The sequence below is a fragment of the Pseudomonas shahriarae genome (assembly GCF_014268455.2).
Taxonomy (GTDB): Bacteria; Pseudomonadota; Gammaproteobacteria; order Pseudomonadales; family Pseudomonadaceae; genus Aquipseudomonas; species Aquipseudomonas shahriarae.
Genome location: NZ_CP077085.1, coordinates 3812616 through 3832959, shown reverse-complemented (window position 1 = coordinate 3832959; position 20344 = coordinate 3812616). Strand labels below are relative to the sequence as shown.

The 20344-nt window shown below is 61.1% G+C and carries 16 protein-coding genes and 4 tRNA genes; 12 read left to right on the top strand and 8 right to left on the bottom strand.

Annotation, left to right across the window (positions count from 1 at the left end; translation table 11 throughout):
- Positions 1 to 8: 8 nt before the first annotated feature.
- The 3 genes from HU773_RS16915 to HU773_RS16905 all read left to right on the top strand — a co-directional run bounded on the left by HU773_RS16915 (position 9) and on the right by HU773_RS16905 (position 4481).
- Entirely contained in the window at positions 9 to 1487 is a 1479-nt protein-coding gene (locus tag HU773_RS16915) for a DASS family sodium-coupled anion symporter (RefSeq protein WP_057439399.1), read from the top strand.
- A gap of 184 nt (positions 1488 to 1671) precedes the next feature.
- Positions 1672 to 3333 carry an MFS transporter gene (locus HU773_RS16910; RefSeq protein WP_115128516.1) on the top strand — a complete coding sequence of 554 codons (1662 nt, stop codon included), beginning with the start codon at positions 1672 to 1674 and terminating at the stop codon, positions 3331 to 3333.
- Complete coding sequence (locus tag HU773_RS16905; protein WP_115128515.1) at positions 3330 to 4481, top strand: HlyD family secretion protein; 1152 nt, start codon at positions 3330 to 3332, stop codon at positions 4479 to 4481. Before HU773_RS16910 ends, HU773_RS16905 begins: the two co-directional genes overlap by 4 nt.
- Before the next feature lie 14 nt (positions 4482 to 4495).
- Here the strand turns inward: HU773_RS16905 and copD are convergent, their stop codons facing one another.
- Together copD and copC are read right to left on the bottom strand one after the other, a co-directional pair.
- Positions 4496 to 5344, bottom strand: a complete 849-nt coding sequence (copD, locus tag HU773_RS16900) for a copper homeostasis membrane protein CopD (protein WP_169990357.1) — start codon at positions 5342 to 5344, stop codon at positions 4496 to 4498.
- A 3-nt stretch (positions 5345 to 5347) separates the two neighbouring features.
- Entirely contained in the window at positions 5348 to 5713 is a 366-nt protein-coding gene (gene copC / locus HU773_RS16895; protein WP_186625818.1) for a copper homeostasis periplasmic binding protein CopC, read from the bottom strand.
- Positions 5714 to 5828: 115 nt separating this feature from the next.
- Here copC and HU773_RS16890 point away from each other — a divergent pair, with 115 nt between their 5' ends.
- On the top strand, positions 5829 to 6449 hold the full coding sequence (locus tag HU773_RS16890; RefSeq protein ID WP_029298440.1) for a TetR/AcrR family transcriptional regulator: 621 nt from the start codon (positions 5829 to 5831) through the stop codon (positions 6447 to 6449).
- Between the two features lie 112 nt (positions 6450 to 6561).
- Here HU773_RS16890 and preA read toward each other — a convergent pair whose 3' ends face one another.
- The 3 genes from preA to hydA all read right to left on the bottom strand — a co-directional run bounded on the left by preA (position 6562) and on the right by hydA (position 10790).
- Positions 6562 to 7836, bottom strand: coding sequence for an NAD-dependent dihydropyrimidine dehydrogenase subunit PreA (gene preA, locus HU773_RS16885; protein ID WP_186625817.1), 1275 nt, complete (start codon positions 7834 to 7836; stop codon positions 6562 to 6564).
- Positions 7837 to 9204, bottom strand: coding sequence for an NAD(P)-dependent oxidoreductase (locus HU773_RS16880; RefSeq protein WP_186625816.1), 1368 nt, complete (start codon positions 9202 to 9204; stop codon positions 7837 to 7839). It abuts the gene before it with no gap.
- A 146-nt stretch (positions 9205 to 9350) separates the two neighbouring features.
- Positions 9351 to 10790: a dihydropyrimidinase gene (gene hydA / locus HU773_RS16875; protein ID WP_186625815.1), complete on the bottom strand. Its 1440-nt coding sequence runs from the start codon at positions 10788 to 10790 to the stop codon at positions 9351 to 9353.
- Between the two features lie 600 nt (positions 10791 to 11390).
- Between hydA and HU773_RS16870 the strand changes: the two genes are divergently transcribed.
- A complete protein-coding gene (locus HU773_RS16870; protein ID WP_057441488.1) occupies positions 11391 to 12878 on the top strand; it encodes an NCS1 family nucleobase:cation symporter-1 in 1488 nt (495 codons plus the stop codon).
- 127 nt (positions 12879 to 13005) lie between these two features.
- Positions 13006 to 14286, top strand: coding sequence for a Zn-dependent hydrolase (locus HU773_RS16865; RefSeq protein ID WP_186625814.1), 1281 nt, complete (start codon positions 13006 to 13008; stop codon positions 14284 to 14286).
- Between the two features lie 39 nt (positions 14287 to 14325).
- Here HU773_RS16865 and HU773_RS16860 read toward each other — a convergent pair whose 3' ends face one another.
- Positions 14326 to 14487, bottom strand: coding sequence for a hypothetical protein (locus tag HU773_RS16860; protein ID WP_164844848.1), 162 nt, complete (start codon positions 14485 to 14487; stop codon positions 14326 to 14328).
- Positions 14488 to 14699: 212 nt separating this feature from the next.
- On the opposite strand from HU773_RS16860, the gene HU773_RS16855 reads away from it, so the two are divergent.
- Positions 14700 to 15386, top strand: coding sequence for a peptidase C39 family protein (locus HU773_RS16855; RefSeq protein ID WP_057960079.1), 687 nt, complete (start codon positions 14700 to 14702; stop codon positions 15384 to 15386).
- A 48-nt stretch (positions 15387 to 15434) separates the two neighbouring features.
- Here the strand turns inward: HU773_RS16855 and pbpG are convergent, their stop codons facing one another.
- The gene (gene pbpG, locus HU773_RS16850) at positions 15435 to 16358 is read right to left on the bottom strand and encodes a D-alanyl-D-alanine endopeptidase (RefSeq protein WP_057441495.1); all 924 of its coding nucleotides are present in this window, start codon (positions 16356 to 16358) and stop codon (positions 15435 to 15437) included.
- Positions 16359 to 16957: 599 nt separating this feature from the next.
- Positions 16958 to 17812, bottom strand: coding sequence for a bifunctional methylenetetrahydrofolate dehydrogenase/methenyltetrahydrofolate cyclohydrolase FolD (folD, locus tag HU773_RS16845; RefSeq protein ID WP_186625813.1), 855 nt, complete (start codon positions 17810 to 17812; stop codon positions 16958 to 16960).
- Positions 17813 to 18092: 280 nt separating this feature from the next.
- On the opposite strand from folD, the gene HU773_RS16840 reads away from it, so the two are divergent.
- The 5 genes from HU773_RS16840 to tig all read left to right on the top strand — a co-directional run bounded on the left by HU773_RS16840 (position 18093) and on the right by tig (position 20286).
- A tRNA-Arg gene (locus tag HU773_RS16840) sits at positions 18093 to 18169 on the top strand.
- A gap of 32 nt (positions 18170 to 18201) precedes the next feature.
- Positions 18202 to 18277 (top strand) — tRNA-His (locus HU773_RS16835).
- Between the two features lie 58 nt (positions 18278 to 18335).
- A tRNA-Leu gene (locus HU773_RS16830) sits at positions 18336 to 18420 on the top strand.
- A 77-nt stretch (positions 18421 to 18497) separates the two neighbouring features.
- Positions 18498 to 18573, top strand: a tRNA-His gene (locus HU773_RS16825).
- Between the two features lie 402 nt (positions 18574 to 18975).
- Positions 18976 to 20286, top strand: coding sequence for a trigger factor (gene tig, locus HU773_RS16820; protein WP_057441496.1), 1311 nt, complete (start codon positions 18976 to 18978; stop codon positions 20284 to 20286).
- The last annotated feature ends 58 nt before the right edge of the window (positions 20287 to 20344 follow it).

The following is a 20344-nucleotide window of genomic DNA, read 5'->3' as shown; positions in this document are numbered from 1 at the left end:
AGAACCCCATGAACGGCCCCGCAACAACCGCTGCATCATTCAAGTTGCCCATGGGCCTGGTGATTGCCGTACTGGTGATGGTCGGCGTGCTGCTGTTGCCGCTGCCCGCCGATTTGCCGGTGGCCGGCCAGCGGATGCTGGCGATCCTCGCGTTTGCCGTGGTGGTGTGGATCACCGAAGCGGTGTCCTACGAAGCCAGTGCGATCATGATCACCTCGTTGATGGCCTTTCTGTTGGGCACTGCACCGTCCTTGCAGGACCCGACGCACCTGATCGGTTCCAGCCCCGCTATCAGCATGGCGCTCACCGGGTTTGCCAATCCGGCCCTGGCCCTGGTGGCCGGTGCGTTGTTTATCGCCGCCGCCATGACCCACACCGGCCTCGACCGGCGTATCGCCCTGGTGACTCTGACTCGGGTCGGCACCAGCACTCGCGGGATCCTGGTGGGCGCGATTGCGGTGACCATCCTGCTCAGCCTGGTGGTGCCCAGCGCCACCGCCCGCAGCGCCTGCGTGGTGCCGATCATGATGGGGGTGATTGCCGCGTTTGGCGTGGACAAACGCTCGAATATCGCCGCCGGAATCATGATCGTCGTCGCCCAGGGCACCAGTATCTGGAACGTCGGGATCCAGACCGCCGCCGCGCAGAACCTGCTGACGGTCGGTTTTATGGACAAGATGCTCGGCCAGCGCGTGTCGTGGATCGACTGGTTGATCGCCGGGGCGCCGTGGGCGCTGATCATGTCGGCGGTACTGCTGTTTCTGGTGCTCAAGTTGCTGCCCCCGGAAAGCAATAGCATTCCCGGTGGCAAGGAAGCGGTGGCGCAGTCCCTGGTGGAGATCGGCCCGATGACCGGGCCGCAGAAGCGCTTGCTGACCGTTTCGGTATTGCTGCTGCTGGCCTGGGCCACGGAAGGGCGCCTGCACAGCTTCGATACCACCTCCACCACCTACGCCGGCCTGGTGTTCCTGCTGCTGCCGGGGATCGGCGTGATGACCTGGAAGGACGTGCAGTCGCGTATCCCCTGGGGCACGGTGATTGTGTTCGGTGTGGGCATCAGCCTGGGTACCGCGTTGCTCACCACCCAGGCCGGGCAATGGCTGGGCGCGCAGGTGGTGGGGCATACCGGCCTGGATCAACTGGGGCCGCTGGGGGTGTTTGCGATCCTCGGCGCATTCCTGATTGTGATTCACCTGGGTTTTGCCAGCGCCACCGCGCTGACCTCGGCGTTGTTGCCGATCCTGATTGCCGTACTGCAAACCCTGCCGGGAGACTTCAGCCGGCTGGGCATGACCATGTTGCTCGGGTTTGTGGTCAGCTACGGTTTTATCCTGCCGATCAACGCCCCGCAGAACATGGTGTGCCTGGGCACCGGCACCTTCACCGCGCGGCAGTTTGCCAAGGTGGGCTTGCTGGTCACGGTGATTGGCTATCTGCTGATGCTGGTGTTTGCCGCCACCTACTGGAGCTGGCTGGGCTGGATCTAAAACCTCCTGTGGGAGCTGACTCTCACAGGGGGGGGGTCGGCTGGGCACATATTTGCGCCACATCACAAATCAAATGTGGGAGCAGGCCAGCTCCCACAAAGATGACAAGATGAACCCCGCTCAGGTCTACTAAGCTCTGAGTCAGGGTTTTACCGGCCTCGTGCGTCGGTCATCAAGGTCACGAATGGATAAATACACCCCGCACACCTGGCAACCCCACGAGCGTCCGAGCTTGCCGGGGTCGCCGTCGACGCCCCATCACCCCACGCTCAAACGCTGGGCTTTTGCCCTGGTTGGGGTGCTGGTGGCAATCACCGGCGGCCTGGGCAATGCGCTGGTGATCGCCAATCTGCCGTATCTGCAAGGGGCATTGGGCGCGACCACCGCCGAAATGGCCTGGCTACCCGCCGCCTATGTGATGACCAACGTGTCCATGAACCTGCTGCTGGTGAAGTTCCGCCAGCAGTTCGGCTTGCGCGCGTTTACCGAGGTGTTCCTGGTGCTCTACGCCCTGGTCACCTTTGGCCATCTGTTCGTCAATGACCTCAGTTCGGCAATCGCCGTGCGTGCCGCCCACGGCATGGTGGGCGCGGCCCTCAGTTCCCTGGGGTTGTACTACATGGTCCAGGCGTTCCCGGCGAAGTGGCGGCTCAAGGCTCTGGTGCTGGGCCTGGGTACCGCGCAACTGGCGTTGCCGATGGCGCGGCTGTTTTCCGAAGACTTGCTGCAGATTGCCGAGTGGCGCGGCCTGTATCTGTTTGAGCTGGGCATGGCGCTGACTTGCCTGGGCTGTGTGTTCCTGCTCAAGTTGCCGCCGGGCGATCGCTTCAAGACCTTTGAAAAGCTCGACTTCCTGACCTTTGCTTTGCTCGCCTCGGGCGTGGCATTGCTCTGCGCGGTACTGTCCCTGGGGCGCATCGACTGGTGGCTGGAAGCCCCGTGGATCGGCGTGGCCTCGGCCTGTTCCCTGGTGCTGATCATGGCCGGGCTGGCCATCGAACATAACCGTGCCAACCCGCTGCTGATGACCCGCTGGCTGGGCGGCGGGGTGATGATTCGCCTGGCCCTGGCGGTAATCCTGATCCGCATGGTGCTGTCGGAGCAATCCACCGGCGCCGTGGGCTTTTTGCAGGCGCTGAATATGAGCAGCGAGCAGATGCGCACCCTGTACCTGGTGATGCTGTTGGGGGCGATCAGTGGCCTGGTGATCAGCGCGTTGACCATCAACCCGGCACACTTGCTGATGCCCCTGGTGATTTCCCTGGCGCTGATGGCCACGGGCTCGGTGATGGACAGCTTCTCCAGCAACCTGACGCGGCCGCAGAACATGTACCTGAGCCAGTTTCTGCTGGGGTTTGGCGGTACCTTCTTCCTCGGCCCGACCATGGTGCTGGGCATGCGCAATGTGCTGGCCAACCCGCGCAACCTCGTGAGTTTCTCGGTGTTGTTCGGGATCTGCCAGAACCTCGGCGGGCTGATGGGCGCGGCGTTGCTCGGCACCTTCCAGGTGGTGCGGGAGAAATTCCATTCGAGCATGATTGTCGAACACCTGACCCTGCTGGATCCGCGGGTCGCGGCCCGTGTACAAAGCGGCGGCTCGGCCTACGGCTCGGTGATTGCCGACCCGGAACTGCGCAACCTGATGGGCATCCGCAGCCTGGCCACGGCGGCCACCCGCGAGGCCAATGTCATGGCTTATAACGACGTGTTTATGCTGATCGCGATCATCGCGATCCTCACCATGTTGTGGATCTTTACCCGCAGCCTGTGGCTGATGAGCACCACCAAGAAAGCTGCCGCCAGTGCAGCGCCTTCCGTTCAACCTAGCGGCGCACTTCCTTCATGAGCGAACCTACGGCTACCACCACGACCACCAATGCCATTGCCGCCACCCCGGAGGGCAGCACGCCACCGGGTGCGACGGCCACCGAGCCGCGCTCCCTGGGCGTGCGCATCGTCTCGTCCCTGGGCTTTGCCGCGATTGCCATCGTTGGCGTGTTGATTGTGCTGTACGCCTGGCAATTGCCGCCGTTCAGCAGCGCCGTGGAAACCACCGAAAACGCTCTGGTACGCGGCCAGGTGACGATCATCAGCCCACAATTGGGCGGTTATGTGTTCGAGGTGCCGGTGCAGGACTTCCAGCACGTCAAGGCCGGGGATTTGCTGGTACGCCTCGACGACCGCATCTACAAGCAACGCCTGGACCAGGCCCAGGCGCAACTGGCGGTGCAGCAGGCCGCCCTGGCCAACGTGGTGCAACAGCGCAACAGTGCCGAGGCGACCATCAAGCTGCGCCAGGCCGCCCTGGCCGACAGTCAGGCCCAGGCGCGTAAAAGTACTGCGGACCTGCGTCGCAACGAAGAGCTGATCAGCGACGGCTCGGTGTCGCGCCGCGAACTGGACGTGACCCGCGCCGCCAACGCGCAAACCATCGCCGCTGTGGCCCAGGCCCAGGCCAGCCTGGAAATCGCCCGCCAGGACCTGCAGACGGTAATCGTCAATCGCGGCTCCCTGGAAGCGGCGGTGGCCAGTGCCGATGCGGCGGTGGAGCTGGCGCGGATCGACCTGTCGAACACCCGCGTCCTGGCCCCCCGGGACGGTCAACTGGGGCAGATTGGTGTACGTCTGGGGGCCTACGTCAACTCCGGCGCGCAGCTGATGGCACTGGTGCCGAACCAGTTGTGGGTGATCGCCAATATGAAAGAAACCCAGATGGACAACGTGCAGGTGGGCCAGCCGGTAACGTTTACCGTGGATGCCCTGGACCACCGCAAGTTTCATGGCACGGTGCAGCGTATTTCGCCGGCGACGGGGTCTGAGTTCAGCCTGTTGCAGGCCGATAACGCCACCGGCAACTTCGTCAAGATCGCCCAGCGCGTGCCGGTGCGGATCACGGTGGACCCCGATCAGGAGCAAAGCGAACGCCTGCGACCGGGGCTGTCGGTGGTGGTGAGTATCGACACGGCGGGGCGCTTGAAGAACAGTCCGCCTTGAACTGGATGATGCTCCTACAGCATCGGTGGCAGGGTGCCCAATAGGGAAACGGCCGCCACCGCCGCCGCGCCCAACAGCCATTCCAGCAACACGCTGGCCTGCAATTGGCCACGTCGCTGCTGGCAATCCTGGGTCCGTAGCCGGTTCAGCACTGCCAGGCCGAGCATGCCCGCCACCAGCAGCGCCTTGATCAACAGGATCAAGGCAAACCCGCTGAACAGCGGGGTAGGCCAGAATTGCCCGGTGAGCACGCGGATATTGATCAGCCCGGTGACCAGCAAACCCGCCACCAGCCCGTAACCGACGCCACTGAAGCGCTGCAGAATCTCTTCCAGGGGCGTGTGCTGCGTTTGGCGCAGGAGCAGGACCAACAACAGCAACCCACCGAGCCACGCACCGACGCAGAGCAGGTGCACCGCCTGGTTGAGGATCAGCAATTGGCCGCTAAGGCCACTGAGCATGGCGCCATGGCCCACGGGGGCCAGGGTTGCCAGGAGCAGCGTCGTCAGGGGCAGGCGCGCGCGGTTGCAACGTGTCAGCAGGCTCAGCACCAACAGGCCATTCAACAGCAGGTGCACGCTCCAGACCTGGCCGAAAAAAGTCTTGCCCAGCACCAATTGCACCGTTGCAAGGTCCAGCGCCAGCAAGTCGCTGCCGGCCATGCTGGCACTGATCAACAGCAGCCACGCCACGCCGCTGCCCAGGGCCAGCCAGGCCAGTGGCCCGGTGAGGCGCGCCAGTTGCCGGTCCACTGCCGGCTGGGGCTTGGTGCCCAGGAGCAAGGGCCGGAACACACTGGCCCCGAACATCAGCAGCACCGCCATAAAGTGCAGGAAACGGCACAGCACCAGCAGGGTTGCCATGGGTTATTGGCCGACCTTGAAGCTGTAGCTGCCTGCGCTCTTGTGGGTATCGACCGAGATGGCGTGCCACTCGACCTTGTAGGTGCCGGCAGCCAACGGGGCGGCCGGGGTCACCACCAGGGTTTTCTTGTCTTTGTCCGGGGTTTCCAGGCCCTTGACCGCCACTTCGGTGCCGTCCCTGCTCAGGGACACCTTGGTGAACGTGGCTTCGACGCCTTCGGAAAACACCAGGCGCAGGTCGGCGGGGGCCGTGACGGTGCTGTCGGCCGCCGGCGTGGTGCTTTTCAGGTGGGCGTGGGCCAAGGCCGCCTGGGCGCCCAGCAGAGAGGTCAGCAAGGCAACCGCCATCAACGTGTTCTTGATCAACATCGTGCACTACCTATCAAGGGGAGGAGCGGGCAGTGTACGAAGTTTCCACTCAGGCTGTCGCCCCGATCTAGAGCGGATGGTAGTCTTCCAGGCATGTCGTTGTCAGGGAGCCCCTATGGGCAATCACAAGATCGGTATCCGTCGGGTCAACGTCGAAAAGATTCTGCTGGCCGCTGAAAAGGTCTTCGCCGAAAAAGGCTATGGCAGCACCGCCATGGCCGACATTGCCGAACAGGCGCAACTGCCGCGCTCCAACCTGCATTACTACTTCAGCACCAAGAGCGAGTTGTACAGCGCGGTGTTGTTCGACCTGCTGGAAGTGTGGAAGCAGGACGCGCTGTGCTTCGAAATGTTCGATGATCCACGGGTGGTGCTCAGCAGCTACATCCGGGCGAAGATGCAGCACTCGCGCAGCCGCCCCTATGGTTCGAAAGTCTGGGCCAATGAAATCATCCACGGCGCGCCGACCCTCGGCGAAGCGCTGGATGCGAGCCTCTACGATTGGGCCAAGATGAAGGAAGCGAAGATCCGCCAATGGGTGGAAGACAAGCGCATCCTCGCGGTGGAGCCGTCGAGCCTGCTGTATATGATCTGGGCCTCGACCCAGCACTATGCCGACTTCGATCACCAGGTGATGATCCTCAACGACCATCAGGCGCTGTCGGATATGCAGTTCGAGCGGGCGGTGCAGACGGTGACCAGTGTGATTCTGCGGGGGATTGGCTTGGAGCCCTGAGCTTTGGGGAGAGGTTGAGGGCCTCATCGCAGGCAAGCCAGCTCCCACATTGGATTGGATCTACACCATTGAAATGTGGAAGCTGGCTTGCCTGCGATAGCGATTTAAACGGTTACACCGCCTCCCGACAGGGGTTCCTCGGATCCTGGGTCCAGTTGAGAAACGGCTTGCCAGTGTCCATCGGCACCATCTCGATGCAATCCGCCACCGGGCAGGTGATCTGGCACAGGTTGCAGCCCACGCATTCGTCGTCGATCACTTGGTACACGTGGGTGCCATCGGCCTGCTTGAGGCTGGCAATCGCCTGGTGCGAGGTGTCTTCACAGGCAATATGGCAACGCCCGCAGCCGATGCACGCGGCCTGGTCAATCTTCGCGATGACCTGGTAGTTGATGTCCAGGTACTTCCAGTCCGTGGTGTTGCCCACCGCGCGCCCGGAAAAATCCTGCAGGCTGCTGTAGCCCTGGCTGTCCATCCAACGCGACAAGCCATCCTTCATCTCGTCGACAATCCGAAAACCATGCAGCATCGCCGCCGTGCACACCTGCACTGCACCGCAGCCCAGGGCCACGAATTCTGCGGCATCGCGCCAGTTGCCGATGCCGCCGATCCCACAGATCGGCAGGCCCTGGGTCTGGGGATCACGGGCAATTTCGGCGACCATGTTCAAGGCAATCGGCTTGACCGCCGAGCCGCAGTAGCCGCCGTGGGTGCTTTGGGTACCGACGATCGGCAGGGCGACCATGCGTTCCAGGTCGACGCTGGTGATGGAGTTGATGGTATTGATCAGCGACACCGCATCGGCGCCCCCGCGATACGCGGCACGGGCGGCCACGCGAATATCGGTGATGTTGGGCGTGAGCTTGACGATCACCGGCAGCGAACAGTAGGTCTTGCACCAGCGTGTCACCTGTTCCACGTACTCTGGCACCTGGCCCACGGCCGCGCCCATGCCCCGTTCCGGCATGCCGTGGGGGCAGCCGAAGTTCAGTTCGATGCCATCGCAACCGGTGGCTTCTACCAGGGGCAGAATGTTTTTCCATGACTCTTCGACGCACGGCACCATCAACGACACAATCAGTGCGCGGTCCGGCCAGTCCTTTTTCACCTGGGTGATTTCCCGCAGGTTGATCTCCAGGGAGCGGTCGGTAATCAGCTCGATATTGTTGATACCCAGCACTTCGCGGTTGGCGCCAAAGTGCGCCGAATAACGGGACGAGACGTTGACCGCCGCCGGGTCCTCACCCAGGGTTTTCCAGACCACGCCACCCCAGCCGGCCTCAAAGGCGCGGACCACGTTGTAGGCTTTGTCGGTGGGTGGCGCGGAGGCCAGCCAGAACGGGTTAGGGGCTTTGATACCGGCGAAGACAATCGAGAGATCGGCCATTTACGCAGCCTCCACGTTGAGCATGAGTTGAGCGTGCATGGCCTCGGCGGCCAGCTTGCCGTGTTGCACGGCCTGGACGGTGAGGTCTTGCCCGAGGCTGACGCAATCGCCGCCGGCATACACGCCGGGGATGCTGGTTTGCAGCTGCGCATCGACAAAGATCCGTTCACCCTGGCGTTGCAGTTGCTGGGCCAGGGGATCGTGCAAGGCCTGCTCGTCGAAGCCTTGGCCGATGGCCTTGAAGATCGCATCGGCCGCCAGCTCGAAGGTTTCGCCGGTGGTGTGCAGCCGGCCGTTTTCCAGGCGCGTGCGGGCAAAGCGCATACCGCGTACCTGGCCGTGGTCGTCCAGCAGCACGGTGTCGGGTTGGGCCCAGGTCAGCAGGCGGACCTGGTTGGCCTTGGCGATCTCCTGTTCATGGTCGGTGGCGCCCATGTCGGCAAGGCCACGGCGATATACCAGGTTGACGTCCCGCGCGCCCAGGCGAGCCATTTGTACGGCCATGTCGATGGCGGTATTGCCGGCACCGAGCACGATGCAGCGGTCGGCCAGGGGCAGTTGGCTGAGGTCGTCGGCCTGGCGCAGCTCACGGATGTAGTCGGTGGCGGCGAGCAGACCGGGGGCGTCTTCGTGGGGCAGGCCCAGGTGTTTGCTGGCGGCCAGGCCCAGGCCGAGGAATACCGCGTCGAATTGCTGGTGCAGGTCGCTCAGGCTCAGGTTGTCGCCCAGGCGCTGGCCGTGGCGGATTTCGATGCCGCCGATCTGCAAGAGGAAATCCAGCTCCTGCTGGGCGAAGTCATCCACCAGTTTGTACTTGGCGATTCCGTATTCATTGAGGCCGCCGGCCTTTTCCCGTGCTTCGAAAATCACCACGTCATGCCCATGCAAGGCACTGCGATGGGCACAGGACAGCCCCGCAGGCCCGGCACCGACCACCGCGATGCGCTTGCCGGTAGGGGCGGCGCGCTGGAACGGGTGTTGCTCAAAGTGCGCGTTGTCGATGGCATAGCGTTGCAACAGGCCGATCAGCACCGGGGCGCATTCGTCGCTGTGGTTGCGCACACAGGCCTGCTGGCAGAGGATTTCTGTCGGGCAGACCCGGGCGCAACTGCCGCCGAGGATATTGGCCGAGAGAATCTTCTGCGCCGCGCCCTGGACGTTGTCGGTGTGGATATTGCGAATGAACGAGGGGATGTTGATCTCGCTGGGGCACGCGTTGACGCACGGCGCGTCGTAGCAATACAGGCAGCGCGAGGCTTCCAGGTGGGCCTGGCGGGCATTGAGGGGCGGTGCCAGGTCGGTGAAATGGCTGGCGAGGGTCGCCCCATCTTCGTTGGGGTGGGGGAGGTGGTTCAGGGTCTGGATCACGGTAAGGGCCTCACGGTTTTTTTTGCCTCTGGCGGGCATTGGTTTTTTGTTGTTTGCACTGGCCTCATCGCGGGCAAGCCTGCTCCCACATTTGATCGGGTTCACCTATCAACGGGGGGCAGCTGGCTTGCCTGCGAGTGGCGATTTCAGCGGTTTATCGCGACTGACCTGGAATGCTCGGCCCGCTTGCGCAGCTGCTCGAACACCGCCGGATACGCCGGCCGTTCGACATAGCGCCCGGCACCACGCTCGGCGCGCAGGTCGCCATCGACCCACACCAGCTTGCCCTGGCTGATGGTGTGGCTGGGTACGCCGCGTACGGTCTTGCCTTCGAAGATATTGAAGTCCACCCGCTGGTGGTGGGTCTTGGCCGAGATGGTCCGTGTGCCCTGGGGATCCCACAGCACCAGGTCGGCATCGGCACCGACGCGGATCGCCCCCTTGCGTGGGTAGAGGTTGAAGATTTTTGCGGTGTTGGTGGAGGTCAATGCGACAAACTCCTGCATCGACAGGCGCCCGCTGTTGACGCCTTCGTCCCACAGCAACGCCATGCGGTCTTCGATGCCGGCGGTGCCGTTGGGGATCTTGCTGAAGTCGTCACGCCCGGCGGCCTTTTGGTCGGCGCAGAAGCAGCAGTGGTCGGTCGCGGTGGTGTGCAGGTTGCCCGATTGCAGGCCGCGCCACAGTGCGTCTTGATGCCCGCGGGGGCGGAAGGGCGGGCTCATCACGTAGCCCGCTGCGGTTTGCCAGTCGGGATGCTGGTACACGCTGTCGTCCAGCAGCAGGTGCCCGGCCAGGACCTCGCCGTAGACCGCCTGGCCCTTGGCGCGGGCGTAGGTGATTTCGTCGAGGGCTTCCTGGGTCGAAACATGCACCAGGTACAGCGGCGTGCCGATGGTTTCGGCAATCCGGATCGCCCGGCTGGCCGCTTCGCCTTCCACTTGTGAAGGGCGCGACAGCGGATGGGCTTCGGGCCCGGTGATGCCCTGGGCCATCAGCTTGCGTTGCAGGTGATACACCAGCTCGCCGTTCTCTGCATGCACGGTGGGCACCGCGCCCAGTTCCAGGCAGCGTTCGAAGCTGGCGACCAGGGTGTCGTCGGCGGCCATGATCGCGTTCTTGTAGGCCATGAAGTGCTTGAAGCTGTTGATGCCGTGGTGGCTTACCAGCTCGGCCATTTCCTCGCGCACCTGTTCGCTCCACCAGGTAATCGCGACATGAAACCCGTAGTCGGCCGCCGACTTCTCGGCCCAGCCGCGCCACTGATGGAAGGCCTCCAGCAACGACTGCTGCGGGTTGGGAATCACGAAGTCGATGATCGACGTGGTCCCGCCCGCCAGGCCTGCTGCCGTACCGCTGAAGAAGTCCTCGCTGGCCACGGTGCCCATGAAGGGCAGTTGCATGTGGGTATGGGGGTCGATACCGCCGGGCATCAGGTATTGGCCGCTGCCATCGAGTATCTCGGTGCCGGCGGGCACCTCCAGATCAGTGCCAATAGCGCGGATTAGACCGTCTGCGCACAAGACATCGGCTGGATAACTTTCATCATGGGTAACAACGGTGGCGCCGCGGATCAACAGAGACATGCCGAGTTCCTCAGGGGCTTGACCGGCTTATGCCAGTTCTAAGTGTTGTAGTTCTGCTCACCGTACAGAATCTATTCTTGTCATCGGTGACAGGAATAGAAACTAGCCCGAGTTTTTCGAATGATCAAGATTATTTTTTATAAGTATATATCTGTAATAACTTATTGATTTATAAGGGTAAAAACTGAAAATCACCAAAATGTAGCGACCTCTCACCATTTTGACGCACTTGACAGGTTCCCAATATGAGCAACATTTCCTATTGCAAATCAGACGCTTGAGAGTTGCCTCTTGACGGCAGGCAGTAATAAAAATAATTGTGTTGCACCAGATTGAGTCCTGATTGTTCGGACAACTTCTGCGTTATTTGGCCTGAGTAACGTTGAAAGTGCCGTGGGACTTTTCGGTAAACAAAATAAAGCTGATAAACATCAGCCAGTTATATAAGCGGTACGGATGCGGTGACGGTGTGCGGCACGGTAATTGAGTGCGCTGCCGGTTGGCCGGGTCCGTGATGTCATGTTGTCCATGCGGGACTGCGGCCATCCAGCGTTGAACGCCGGATGAGCAACAATAATTCAAAAAAACCGTGGAGCGGCCATGCAACAGAACAGATCGCAAGTCATAGAACGCGACGGCCTGTATGAACTCGACGCCGGCAGCGACGTCCTCGACAGCCCCCGTTACAACCACGACATGGCACCGACCAAGGTGCACGAACGAACCTGGAACAAGTGGCACATCACCGCGCTGTGGGTCGGCATGTCGATCTGTGTGCCGACCTACACCCTGGGCGGGGTGCTCACCGCGTACTTCGGCTTGTCGGTGGGCGAGGCGCTGGTGGCGATCCTGCTGGCCAATATCGTGGTGCTGGTGCCCTTGACGCTGAATGCCTTTCCGGGCACCAAGTACGGCATTCCGTTCCCGGTGCTGCTGCGTTCATCCTTCGGCATCCTTGGTTCCAATGTGCCGTGTCTGATCCGGGCGCTGGTGGCCTGCGGCTGGTTCGGTATCCAGACGATGTTCGGCGGGCTGGCGATCCACTTGTTCCTCGGCTCGATCTTCGAGGGCTGGAAGAGCCTGGGCGGCACCGGTGAGGTGATCGGCTTCATGATCTTCTGGGTGCTGAACCTGTGGGTGGTGCTGCGCGGTGCCGAGTCGATCAAATGGCTGGAAACCCTGTCGGCACCGCTGCTGGTGGCCGTGGGTATCGGCCTGCTGGTGTGGGCGTTGCCCAATGTGTCGCTCAGCGAGTTGATGGCGATCCCGCCCAAGCGGCCCGAAGGGGCGAGCCTGACGGGGTACTTTATGGCAGGGCTGACCGCGATGGTCGGGTTCTGGGCCACCTTGTCCCTGAATATTCCTGACTTCAGCCGTTATGCCAAAAGCCAGAAGGACCAGATCCTGGGGCAGATTTTCGGCCTGCCGCTGACCATGTTCCTGTTCGCCGCCCTGGGCGTGATCATGACCGCCGCCTCGGTGAAACTGGTGGGGGTCAGCGTCTCCGACCCGGTGACCCTGATCGGGCACATCCAGAGCCCGGTGTGGGTCGCGGTGGCGATGGCGCTGATCATCATTGCCACGCTGTCGACCAACACGGCGGCCAATATTGTCTCGCCCACCAACGACTTCCAGAACATCGCGCCCAAGCTGATCAACCGCACCACCGCGGTGATACTCACCGGCCTGGTGGGGCTGGCGTTGATGGCCCACGAACTGCTGAAAAAGCTCGGCCTGATCGTGTCCGATGTCAGCCTGGAAACCGTGTATTCCAATTGGTTGCTGGGTTATTCGAGCCTGTTGGGGCCGATTGCCGGGATCATGGTGGTGGACTATTTCCTGATCCGTCGCCAGCAACTGGACCTGGCGGGGCTGTACCGCGATGACGTGTACCCGGCCTGGAACGTGGCGGGTTTTATCGCTTTCGGTGTGCCGGTGGTGCTGACCTTGCTGTCGTTGGGCAGCGATGCCTTCAGCTGGTTCTACAGCTACGGCTGGTTTACCGGATCGGCATTGGGCGGGGTGTTGTATTACGGGCTGTGCAGCAAGCGCAAAACCAGTCCTATCGCCGCTAAATTTCCGTCGTAAATGCGGTCAATGTGGGAGCTGGCTTGCCTGCGATAGCAGTGGTAACTGACCCGCCGCCATCCCAGGCAAGCCAGCCCCCGCGGATATCGCGCCGACTCAAACAATAATATTGCCTGAGGAGATCCCCATGAACGCTGCCATCGACGTTCTGCAATCCACCCATCAGCACATCAACCGCGACCGCCTGTGGCAGTCGTTGATGGACCTCGCCAAGCTTGGCGCTACCCCCAAAGGCGGTGTGTGTCGCCTGGCCCTGACCGACCTTGATCGTCAGGCCCGGGATCTGTTTGTGCAGTGGTGCGAGGCGGCGGGGTGCACTGTGACCGTCGATGGGGTGGGCAATATCTTTGCTCGCCGCCCGGGGCGCAACCCGGCGCTGGCGCCGGTGATGACCGGCAGCCATATCGACACCCAACCCACTGGCGGCAAGTTCGATGGCTGCTTCGGTGTACTGGCGGGTGTGGAGGTGTTGCGCACGCTCAATGACCTGAAGATCGAAACCGAGGCGCCGCTGGAGGTGGTGGTGTGGACCAACGAAGAAGGCTCGCGCTTCCCACCGTGCATGATGGGCTCCGGGGTGTTCGCCGAGAAATTCACCCTGGCAGACACCCTGGCCAAGACCGACGCCGAGGGCGTCACGGTGGGCGATGCACTGAATGCGATTGGCTATGCAGGCACCCGGCCGGTCAGCGGGCATAAGGTGGGGGCCTATTTCGAAGCCCATATCGAACAGGGGCCGATCCTGGAAGACGAACGCAAAACCATCGGCGTGGTGCTGGGGGCGCTTGGCCAGAAATGGTTCGACCTGACCCTGCGCGGCGTTGAGGCCCATGCCGGGCCGACGCCGATGCACTTGCGCAAGGATGCTCTGGTCGGCGCTTCGGCAGTGGTGGCTGCGGTCAATGCCGCAGCCCTCGGCCATCAGCCCCATGCCTGTGGCACCGTGGGTTGCCTGCAAGCCTACCCGGGCTCGCGCAATGTGATCCCCGGCGAAGTGCGCATGACCCTCGACTTCCGCCACCTGGAACCGGCGCGCCTGGACTCGATGATTGCCCAGGTGCGCCAGGTGATCGACGACACCTGCGCCAAGCACGGCCTGACCTTCGAAATGGTGCCCACCGCCGATTTTCCACCGCTGTATTTCGATAAGGGCTGTGTCGATGCAGTGCGTGAGGCGGCCAATGGCCTGGGGTTGTCGAACATGGATATCGTCAGTGGCGCCGGGCACGACGCGATCTTCGTCGCTGAACTGGGGCCGGCGGGGATGATATTTGTGCCGTGTGAAGGCGGGATCAGCCATAACGAGATCGAAAATGCGGCACCGGATGACCTGGCGGCGGGGTGCGCGGTATTACTGCGGGCGATGCTGGCGGCGTCAGTTGCGGTCGCTCGCAAACAGCTGGCCTAGATCTGTAGGGGCCGGCTGCCTGCCGGCTCCTGGCTGGGCTCAGGCGTGATGCGCGACCGGCTTGTGGCTCTTGGCGTGTGCAGCGGGTTTGGGTTGTGGGTGATGGTGCCGGCGGGTCACGCGCAACACCCCCCACAACATGGCGCCGGCGACGGCCAGCCAGCCAAGCACCAGCATGAAAATCGTGGTTGTCAGGCTCATAAGTGCCTCCTTTTGCCCTGTGCAGGGCACTCACTGTCTTTGCAATGGACAGTCTAGCTGCCTCCCGGTTGCGTGCTATTGACCAATGGTCGTGTACATCCAACTTGTTTGCTCTATGCCGGGCTTTTTACTGTGGCCCAAGGCTATACCCGCGTCCCCGGGCGCCCTATGATCAACGCCCCAGCCCGCTGATGATCAAGAGAGTGAAGAAGTTGCGTTTACGGTCGAACCTCAAAACATCCTTGTTGGTGGCTGCCTGCGTCCTCGGCTTGGCCGCGTGTGCGGGGCATCCCACTCCCTCGAACATCCGCGGTTTGCCCGAGCGCGTAGAGCTCAACGGGGTGCCGGCGTTTCGCGGTGACACCTATCAGGGTGGTCCGGCCGCTTTGGCTAGCATGCTGTCGCAACAAGGCATTGTGATTACACCGGGGTTGCTGGATAAGCCATTGCACTTGCCGGGCGGGGAAGCCGACCTTGAGCGCAATATGCAGGTACTGGCGCGTGAGTACGGGATGCTGGTGTATCCGCTGGACCCCAAGCTGACCGCGCTGTTGGCGCAGGTGGCGGCGGGGTACCCGGTGATGGTGCGGATTACCGAGGGCTCGACGCTATGGGCCGAGCCGCGTTATGCGGTGCTGGTGGGGTTTAATCAGCAAAACAGTACGGTGGTGTTGCGAGTTGCCAGGGACCGGAGACGCCCAGTGGCGTTCAGCGACTTCGAGTCCGCCTGGAAAAGCGCCGGCCAGTGGGCGGTGCTGGTCCAGCGGCCAAGCCAGTTGCCGGCCAACCTGGATGCGGGTAGGTGGCAGCAGGCCGCCAACGCCACGGCCCAGGCCGGCCAGGAACAGGCGGCCGCCCAGGCACTCAAGGTGATGGCCGAAAGGCCGAAGCAGCCATAATGCAAATGGCGCCCGAGGGCGCCGTTTTTTGTGCCTGTCAACCGTGCCTCAGTGGGACTGGGCGACCCCGGTCTGGCGGGCCTTGAGGTTCTTGTCGGCCTTGTATTGCAGGGCCACGTCCGGCACCGAGCCGCTCTTGCCGGTTTCGATCCACTTGCGGATGCGGCTGGCATCGGCAAAGTGTGTGAACTTGCCGAAGGCATCGAGGATCACCAGCGACACCGGGCGGTTGCCCATGCTGGTCACCAGCACCAGGCAGTGGCCGGCCTGGTTGGTGAAGCCGGTCTTGGTCAGCTTGATATCCCAGTTGGCACGGTTGACCAGGTGATCGGTGTTGGAAAAGCCCAGGGTGTAGTTGGGCTTGCGGAACGACACGGTTTTTTCCTTGGTGGTGCTCAATTGCGTGAGCATCGGGTACTTGCGCGCGGCCTGCACCAGCTTGCTCAAGTCGCGGGCGGTAGACACGTTATGGATCGACAGACCGGTCGGCTCGACATAGCGCGTGCTGTTCATGCCCAAGGCCTTGGCCTTGGCGTTCATCGCGGCAATAAACGCGGCATAGCCGCCCGGATAGTGATGGGCCAGGCTGGCGGCGGCGCGGTTTTCTGAGGACATCAGGGTAATCAGCAACATCTCCTTGCGCGGCATCTCGCTGTTGAGCTTGACCCGCGAGAACACCCCTTTCATTTCCGGGGTGTCGCTGATGTTGATGGAGATGTACTCGTCCATATTCTGCTTGGCGTCCAGCACCACCATGCCGGTCATCAATTTGGTGACGGAAGCAATCGGCACCACTACGTCGGGGTTGCTGGCGTAGATCACCTTGTTGGTTTGCAGGTCCACCAACATCGCGCTGCCCGAAGCGATGTGCAGTTGCGAGGTGTCCCGTGGGGCCAGGGTGGTTTCGCTGGCGTTGGCGACAGTGCCTGCGAATGCGAAGAACAGGCTGACAAGAGAAAGACGAATATTCACGCGGATGAACTCGCTAAAAGGTAGAAAAACACCGGGTGTGACCGGCTATATGAAAAATGACGTTACATATTATTAGTATGGATCAGAAACTGATAGAGAGCCTTTAAATAAAGGCTGTAAGCCGATGATTGGTTAGGGTTGTAGCGCAAAGCGCATTGGCGCGCAGATATGGCAAAAACGCTTCTGTCAGCCCTGGGCATGTAGGACTGATACAAAAACCTCAGGGCCTTTGAGAGGGGCTTTTTGTCAGCGTTGCGTCGAGTAGGAGTCGTTGAAATCAGGGACGAAGATGAACGGTAAAACGATTCGTTGGGCCACCCATTTATTACTGTGCGTAGGGGTACTACAACGTTGTTGATCGGTGAAGCCGCAGATGCCACTGACCATCATAGGGTTATGGGGTTTGGGGATTGCACTGCTGATTGGCGTTGCTTTTAAGTGCGCAGGCATGACTTTCAGAAAGCCGCGGCGCACTGTTCTGTCGAGCGGGAATAAAAAAATCCGCTGCCAGACAGCTGGCAGCGGATTTTTCAGGAAGCCCGGCGTGACCTGTGAACAGCCTTGGGGTCAAGGCGGGGCTCTTTTGGCGTTGCAGGTGATCAGCTGTGCAGGGTTTCGGCCGCGTACAGCGTGTTTTCCAGCAGGCAGGCACGGGTCATCGGGCCAACACCACCCGGCACCGGGGTAATCCAGCCGGCACGGGGCAGGGCGGTTTCATACACCACGTCGCCCACCAGCTTGCCGTCGTCCTGACGGTTGATGCCCACGTCGATCACGATGGCGCCTTCCTTGATCCACTCACCCTTGACCAGGCCCGGCTTGCCGGCGGCGACTACCACCAGGTCGGCACGGCCGACATGGCCCGCCAGATCCTTGGTGAAGCGGTGGGTCACGGTCACGGTGCAGCCGGCCAGCAGCAGTTCCATGGCCATTGGGCGACCAACAATGTTGGACGCGCCGACGATCACGGCGTCCAGGCCGTACAGGTCGACGCCGGTGCTTTCCAGCAGGGTCATGATGCCCTTCGGCGTGCAGGGGCGCAGCAGTGGAATACGCTGGGCCAGGCGACCGACGTTATAGGGGTGGAAACCGTCGACGTCTTTGTCGGGGCGGATGCGCTCCAGCAGCAGGGAAGCATCCAGCTGCTCCGGCAGCGGCAATTGCAGCAGGATGCCGTCGATGTTCGGATCGTCGTTGAGGCCGTCGATCAGGTCGGTGAGGGCCTGCTGTGTGGTGTCGGAAGGCAAGTCGTAGGCCTTGGAAATAAAGCCGACCTCTTCACAGTCTTTACGCTTGTGCGAGACATAAACCTGGGAGGCAGGATCGCTGCCGACCAGGATCACCGCGAGCCCCGGCGTGCGCAGGCCAAGCTGGCGACGCTCGGCGACACGTTTGGCGATCTGCTGGCGCAGGCTGGCGGCGATTGATTTGCCGTCGATAAGTTGTGCAGTCATTACGCGTGATTAACCATCGAGAGGGGGAGGAAAAGTGCGCGCATTCTCGCACGCCAGGACGTGAGGGCAAAGGCGCTTGGTCTGCAAATTCCCCTAACCCCTTAAATAAAATGAATTTTTTTCAAAAAAGATTTGACGGCCCCTGGGGGCGTCTATACTATTCGTCGCACTTGTCGGGCACAGCCTAGCACTGGTTAAGAAGGTCGAGCGCAATAGCTGTTTGATTGTGTGAGGCTGGAAGCATTTAGTTTGTAGTCCTCCAAGAGTACAGATTAATCAGGCGCCCGTAGCTCAGCTGGATAGAGCATCCGCCTTCTAAGCGGATGGTCGCAGGTTCGAGTCCTGCCGGGTGCGCCATTAGGCAGCTTTGGCACAAGTAGCGCAAGATGGTGGGCGTAGCTCAGTTGGTAGAGCACGGGATTGTGACTCCCGTTGTCGAGGGTTCGATCCCCTTCGTCCACCCCATATTTCAAAAGGCGCCAGATTTAACGGTCTGGCGCCTTTGTTTTAAAAGTTTCAAGCCGCGGATGTGGTGGAATTGGTAGACACACTGGATTTAGGTTCCAGCGCCGCGAGGCGTAAGAGTTCGAGTCTCTTCATCCGCACCAAATACAGCGTCACCCTTGCCATGGGCTAGGTTGGGGCTTAACAGAGAAGGCAATTGGCTTCTTTGTCACGCAATATGGTGGGCGTAGCTCAGTTGGTAGAGCACGGGATTGTGACTCCCGTTGTCGAGGGTTCGATCCCCTTCGTCCACCCCATATTCCGAAAGGCGCCAGATTTAACAGTCTGGCGCCTTTTTTGTTTTAGCGGTTTGCGTATTCGGCGGCTGCAGGTACTGGGTCGCAGGGGTGGGGCGCTTCGTCGTATTTTTGTTTCTCGATGATGCCGAACTACCCGCCGGCCTTGCGTGCAAGGTCGGCTGTCAGGGAGATGGTCGCTGGCTGCTTCTATATATAGAAGGGTTGGCACAGAGCCCTGGCGTGATTGGCTGTATTTGTCACTGGGGCGAGGAGCATTCGTGCATTCGTACCTGTAAATTGCCTGCTGTTTTTTTACCCGTTTTCAGTAGGGTGACTTCTTGAGTTTGACCCACTAGAATGCATGCCCTTGATTCTTGGGTCGGAAACGGCCGGCTAACGTCTGTGCAACGAGGAATATCCATGCAAGTTTCTGTTGAAAATACTACTGCTCTCGAGCGCCGCATGAGCATCACCGTGCCGGCAGAGCGCATCGAGACCGCGGTCAACAAGCGTCTGCAGCAGACTGCCCAGAAGGCCAAGATCGCTGGTTTCCGTCCAGGCAAAGTGCCGATGAGCGAAATCAAGCGCCGTTTTGGTGCTGATGCACGTCAAGATGCTGTCGGTGACGTGATCCAGGCTTCCTTCTACGAAGCGGTTGTCGAGCAAAAGCTGAACCCGGCTGGTTCGCCTTCCATCGAGCCTAAGTCCCTGGAAGCTGGCAAGGACCTGGAATACGTTGCTGTATTCGAAGTGTTCCCGGAGTTCACCGTTGCTGGCTTCGAAGGTATCGAAATCGAGCGCCTGAGCGCCGAAGTGGCCGATGCCGACCTGGACAACATGCTGGAAATCCTGCGCAAGCAGAACACCCGTTTTGAAGTGGCCGATCGCGCTGCCCAGAACGAAGACCAGTTGAACATCGACTTCGTGGGCAAGGTTGACGGCGAAGTGTTCGCTGGCGGCTCGGCCAAGGGCACCCAGTTGGTACTGGGCTCCAACCGCATGATCCCGGGTTTCGAAGACGGTCTGGTTGGCGCTAAAGCCGGCGAAGAGCGCGTTCTGAACCTGACGTTCCCTGCTGACTACCAGAACCTGGACCTGGCTGGCAAAGCCGCCGAGTTCACTGTGACCGTCAACAGTGTTTCCGAGCCTAAGCTGCCAGAACTGAACGAAGAGTTCTTCGCCCAGTTCGGTATCAAGGAAACCGGTATCGAAGGTTTCCGCGCCGAAGTTCGCAAGAACATGGAGCGTGAGCTGCGCCAGGCCATCAAGTCCAAGGTCAAGAACCAGGTTATGGACGGTCTGCTGGCCTCCAACCCGATCGAAGTGCCTAAGGCCCTGCTGTCCAACGAAGTGGATCGCCTGCGCGTACAAGCTGTTCAGCAGTTTGGTGGCAACATCAAGCCTGATCAACTGCCGGCCGAGCTGTTCGAAGAGCAAGCCAAGCGCCGCGTTGTGCTGGGTCTGATCGTGGCTGAAGTGGTCAAGCAGTTCGACCTCAAGCCAGACGAAGATCGCGTTCGCGAAATGATCCAGGAAATGGCTTCGGCCTACCAGGAGCCTGAGCAGGTCGTGGCTTGGTACTACAAGAATGACCAGCAGCTGAACGAAGTCCGTTCGGTTGTGCTGGAAGAACAAGTTGTGGATACTGTTCTGCAGAAGGCTAAGGTGACCGACAAAGCGGTCTCTTACGAAGAAGCAGTCAAGCCGGCAGAAGCAGCACAAGCCGACTGATTGTCCAACTCGTTTGAAAATACACCCATAAGCCAGCCTCGCGCTGGCTTATGCGTAT

Coding starts and splice junctions, on each gene's coding strand:
- copC (WP_186625818.1), bottom strand. CDS start 5,713: ATGTTGATCAAGAACACGTTGATGGCGGTTGCCTTGCTGACCTCTCTG.
- preA (WP_186625817.1), bottom strand. CDS start 7,836: ATGGCCGATCTCTCGATTGTCTTCGCCGGTATCAAAGCCCCTAACCCG.
- HU773_RS16870 (WP_057441488.1), top strand. CDS start 11,391: ATGCAACAGAACAGATCGCAAGTCATAGAACGCGACGGCCTGTATGAA.
- tig (WP_057441496.1), top strand. CDS start 18,976: ATGCAAGTTTCTGTTGAAAATACTACTGCTCTCGAGCGCCGCATGAGC.
- hydA (WP_186625815.1), bottom strand. CDS start 10,790: ATGTCTCTGTTGATCCGCGGCGCCACCGTTGTTACCCATGATGAAAGT.
- HU773_RS16860 (WP_164844848.1), bottom strand. CDS start 14,487: ATGAGCCTGACAACCACGATTTTCATGCTGGTGCTTGGCTGGCTGGCC.
- HU773_RS16905 (WP_115128515.1), top strand. CDS start 3,330: ATGAGCGAACCTACGGCTACCACCACGACCACCAATGCCATTGCCGCC.
- copD (WP_169990357.1), bottom strand. CDS start 5,344: ATGGCAACCCTGCTGGTGCTGTGCCGTTTCCTGCACTTTATGGCGGTG.
- HU773_RS16865 (WP_186625814.1), top strand. CDS start 13,006: ATGAACGCTGCCATCGACGTTCTGCAATCCACCCATCAGCACATCAAC.
- folD (WP_186625813.1), bottom strand. CDS start 17,812: ATGACTGCACAACTTATCGACGGCAAATCAATCGCCGCCAGCCTGCGC.
- HU773_RS16915 (WP_057439399.1), top strand. CDS start 9: ATGAACGGCCCCGCAACAACCGCTGCATCATTCAAGTTGCCCATGGGC.
- HU773_RS16890 (WP_029298440.1), top strand. CDS start 5,829: ATGGGCAATCACAAGATCGGTATCCGTCGGGTCAACGTCGAAAAGATT.
- HU773_RS16910 (WP_115128516.1), top strand. CDS start 1,672: ATGGATAAATACACCCCGCACACCTGGCAACCCCACGAGCGTCCGAGC.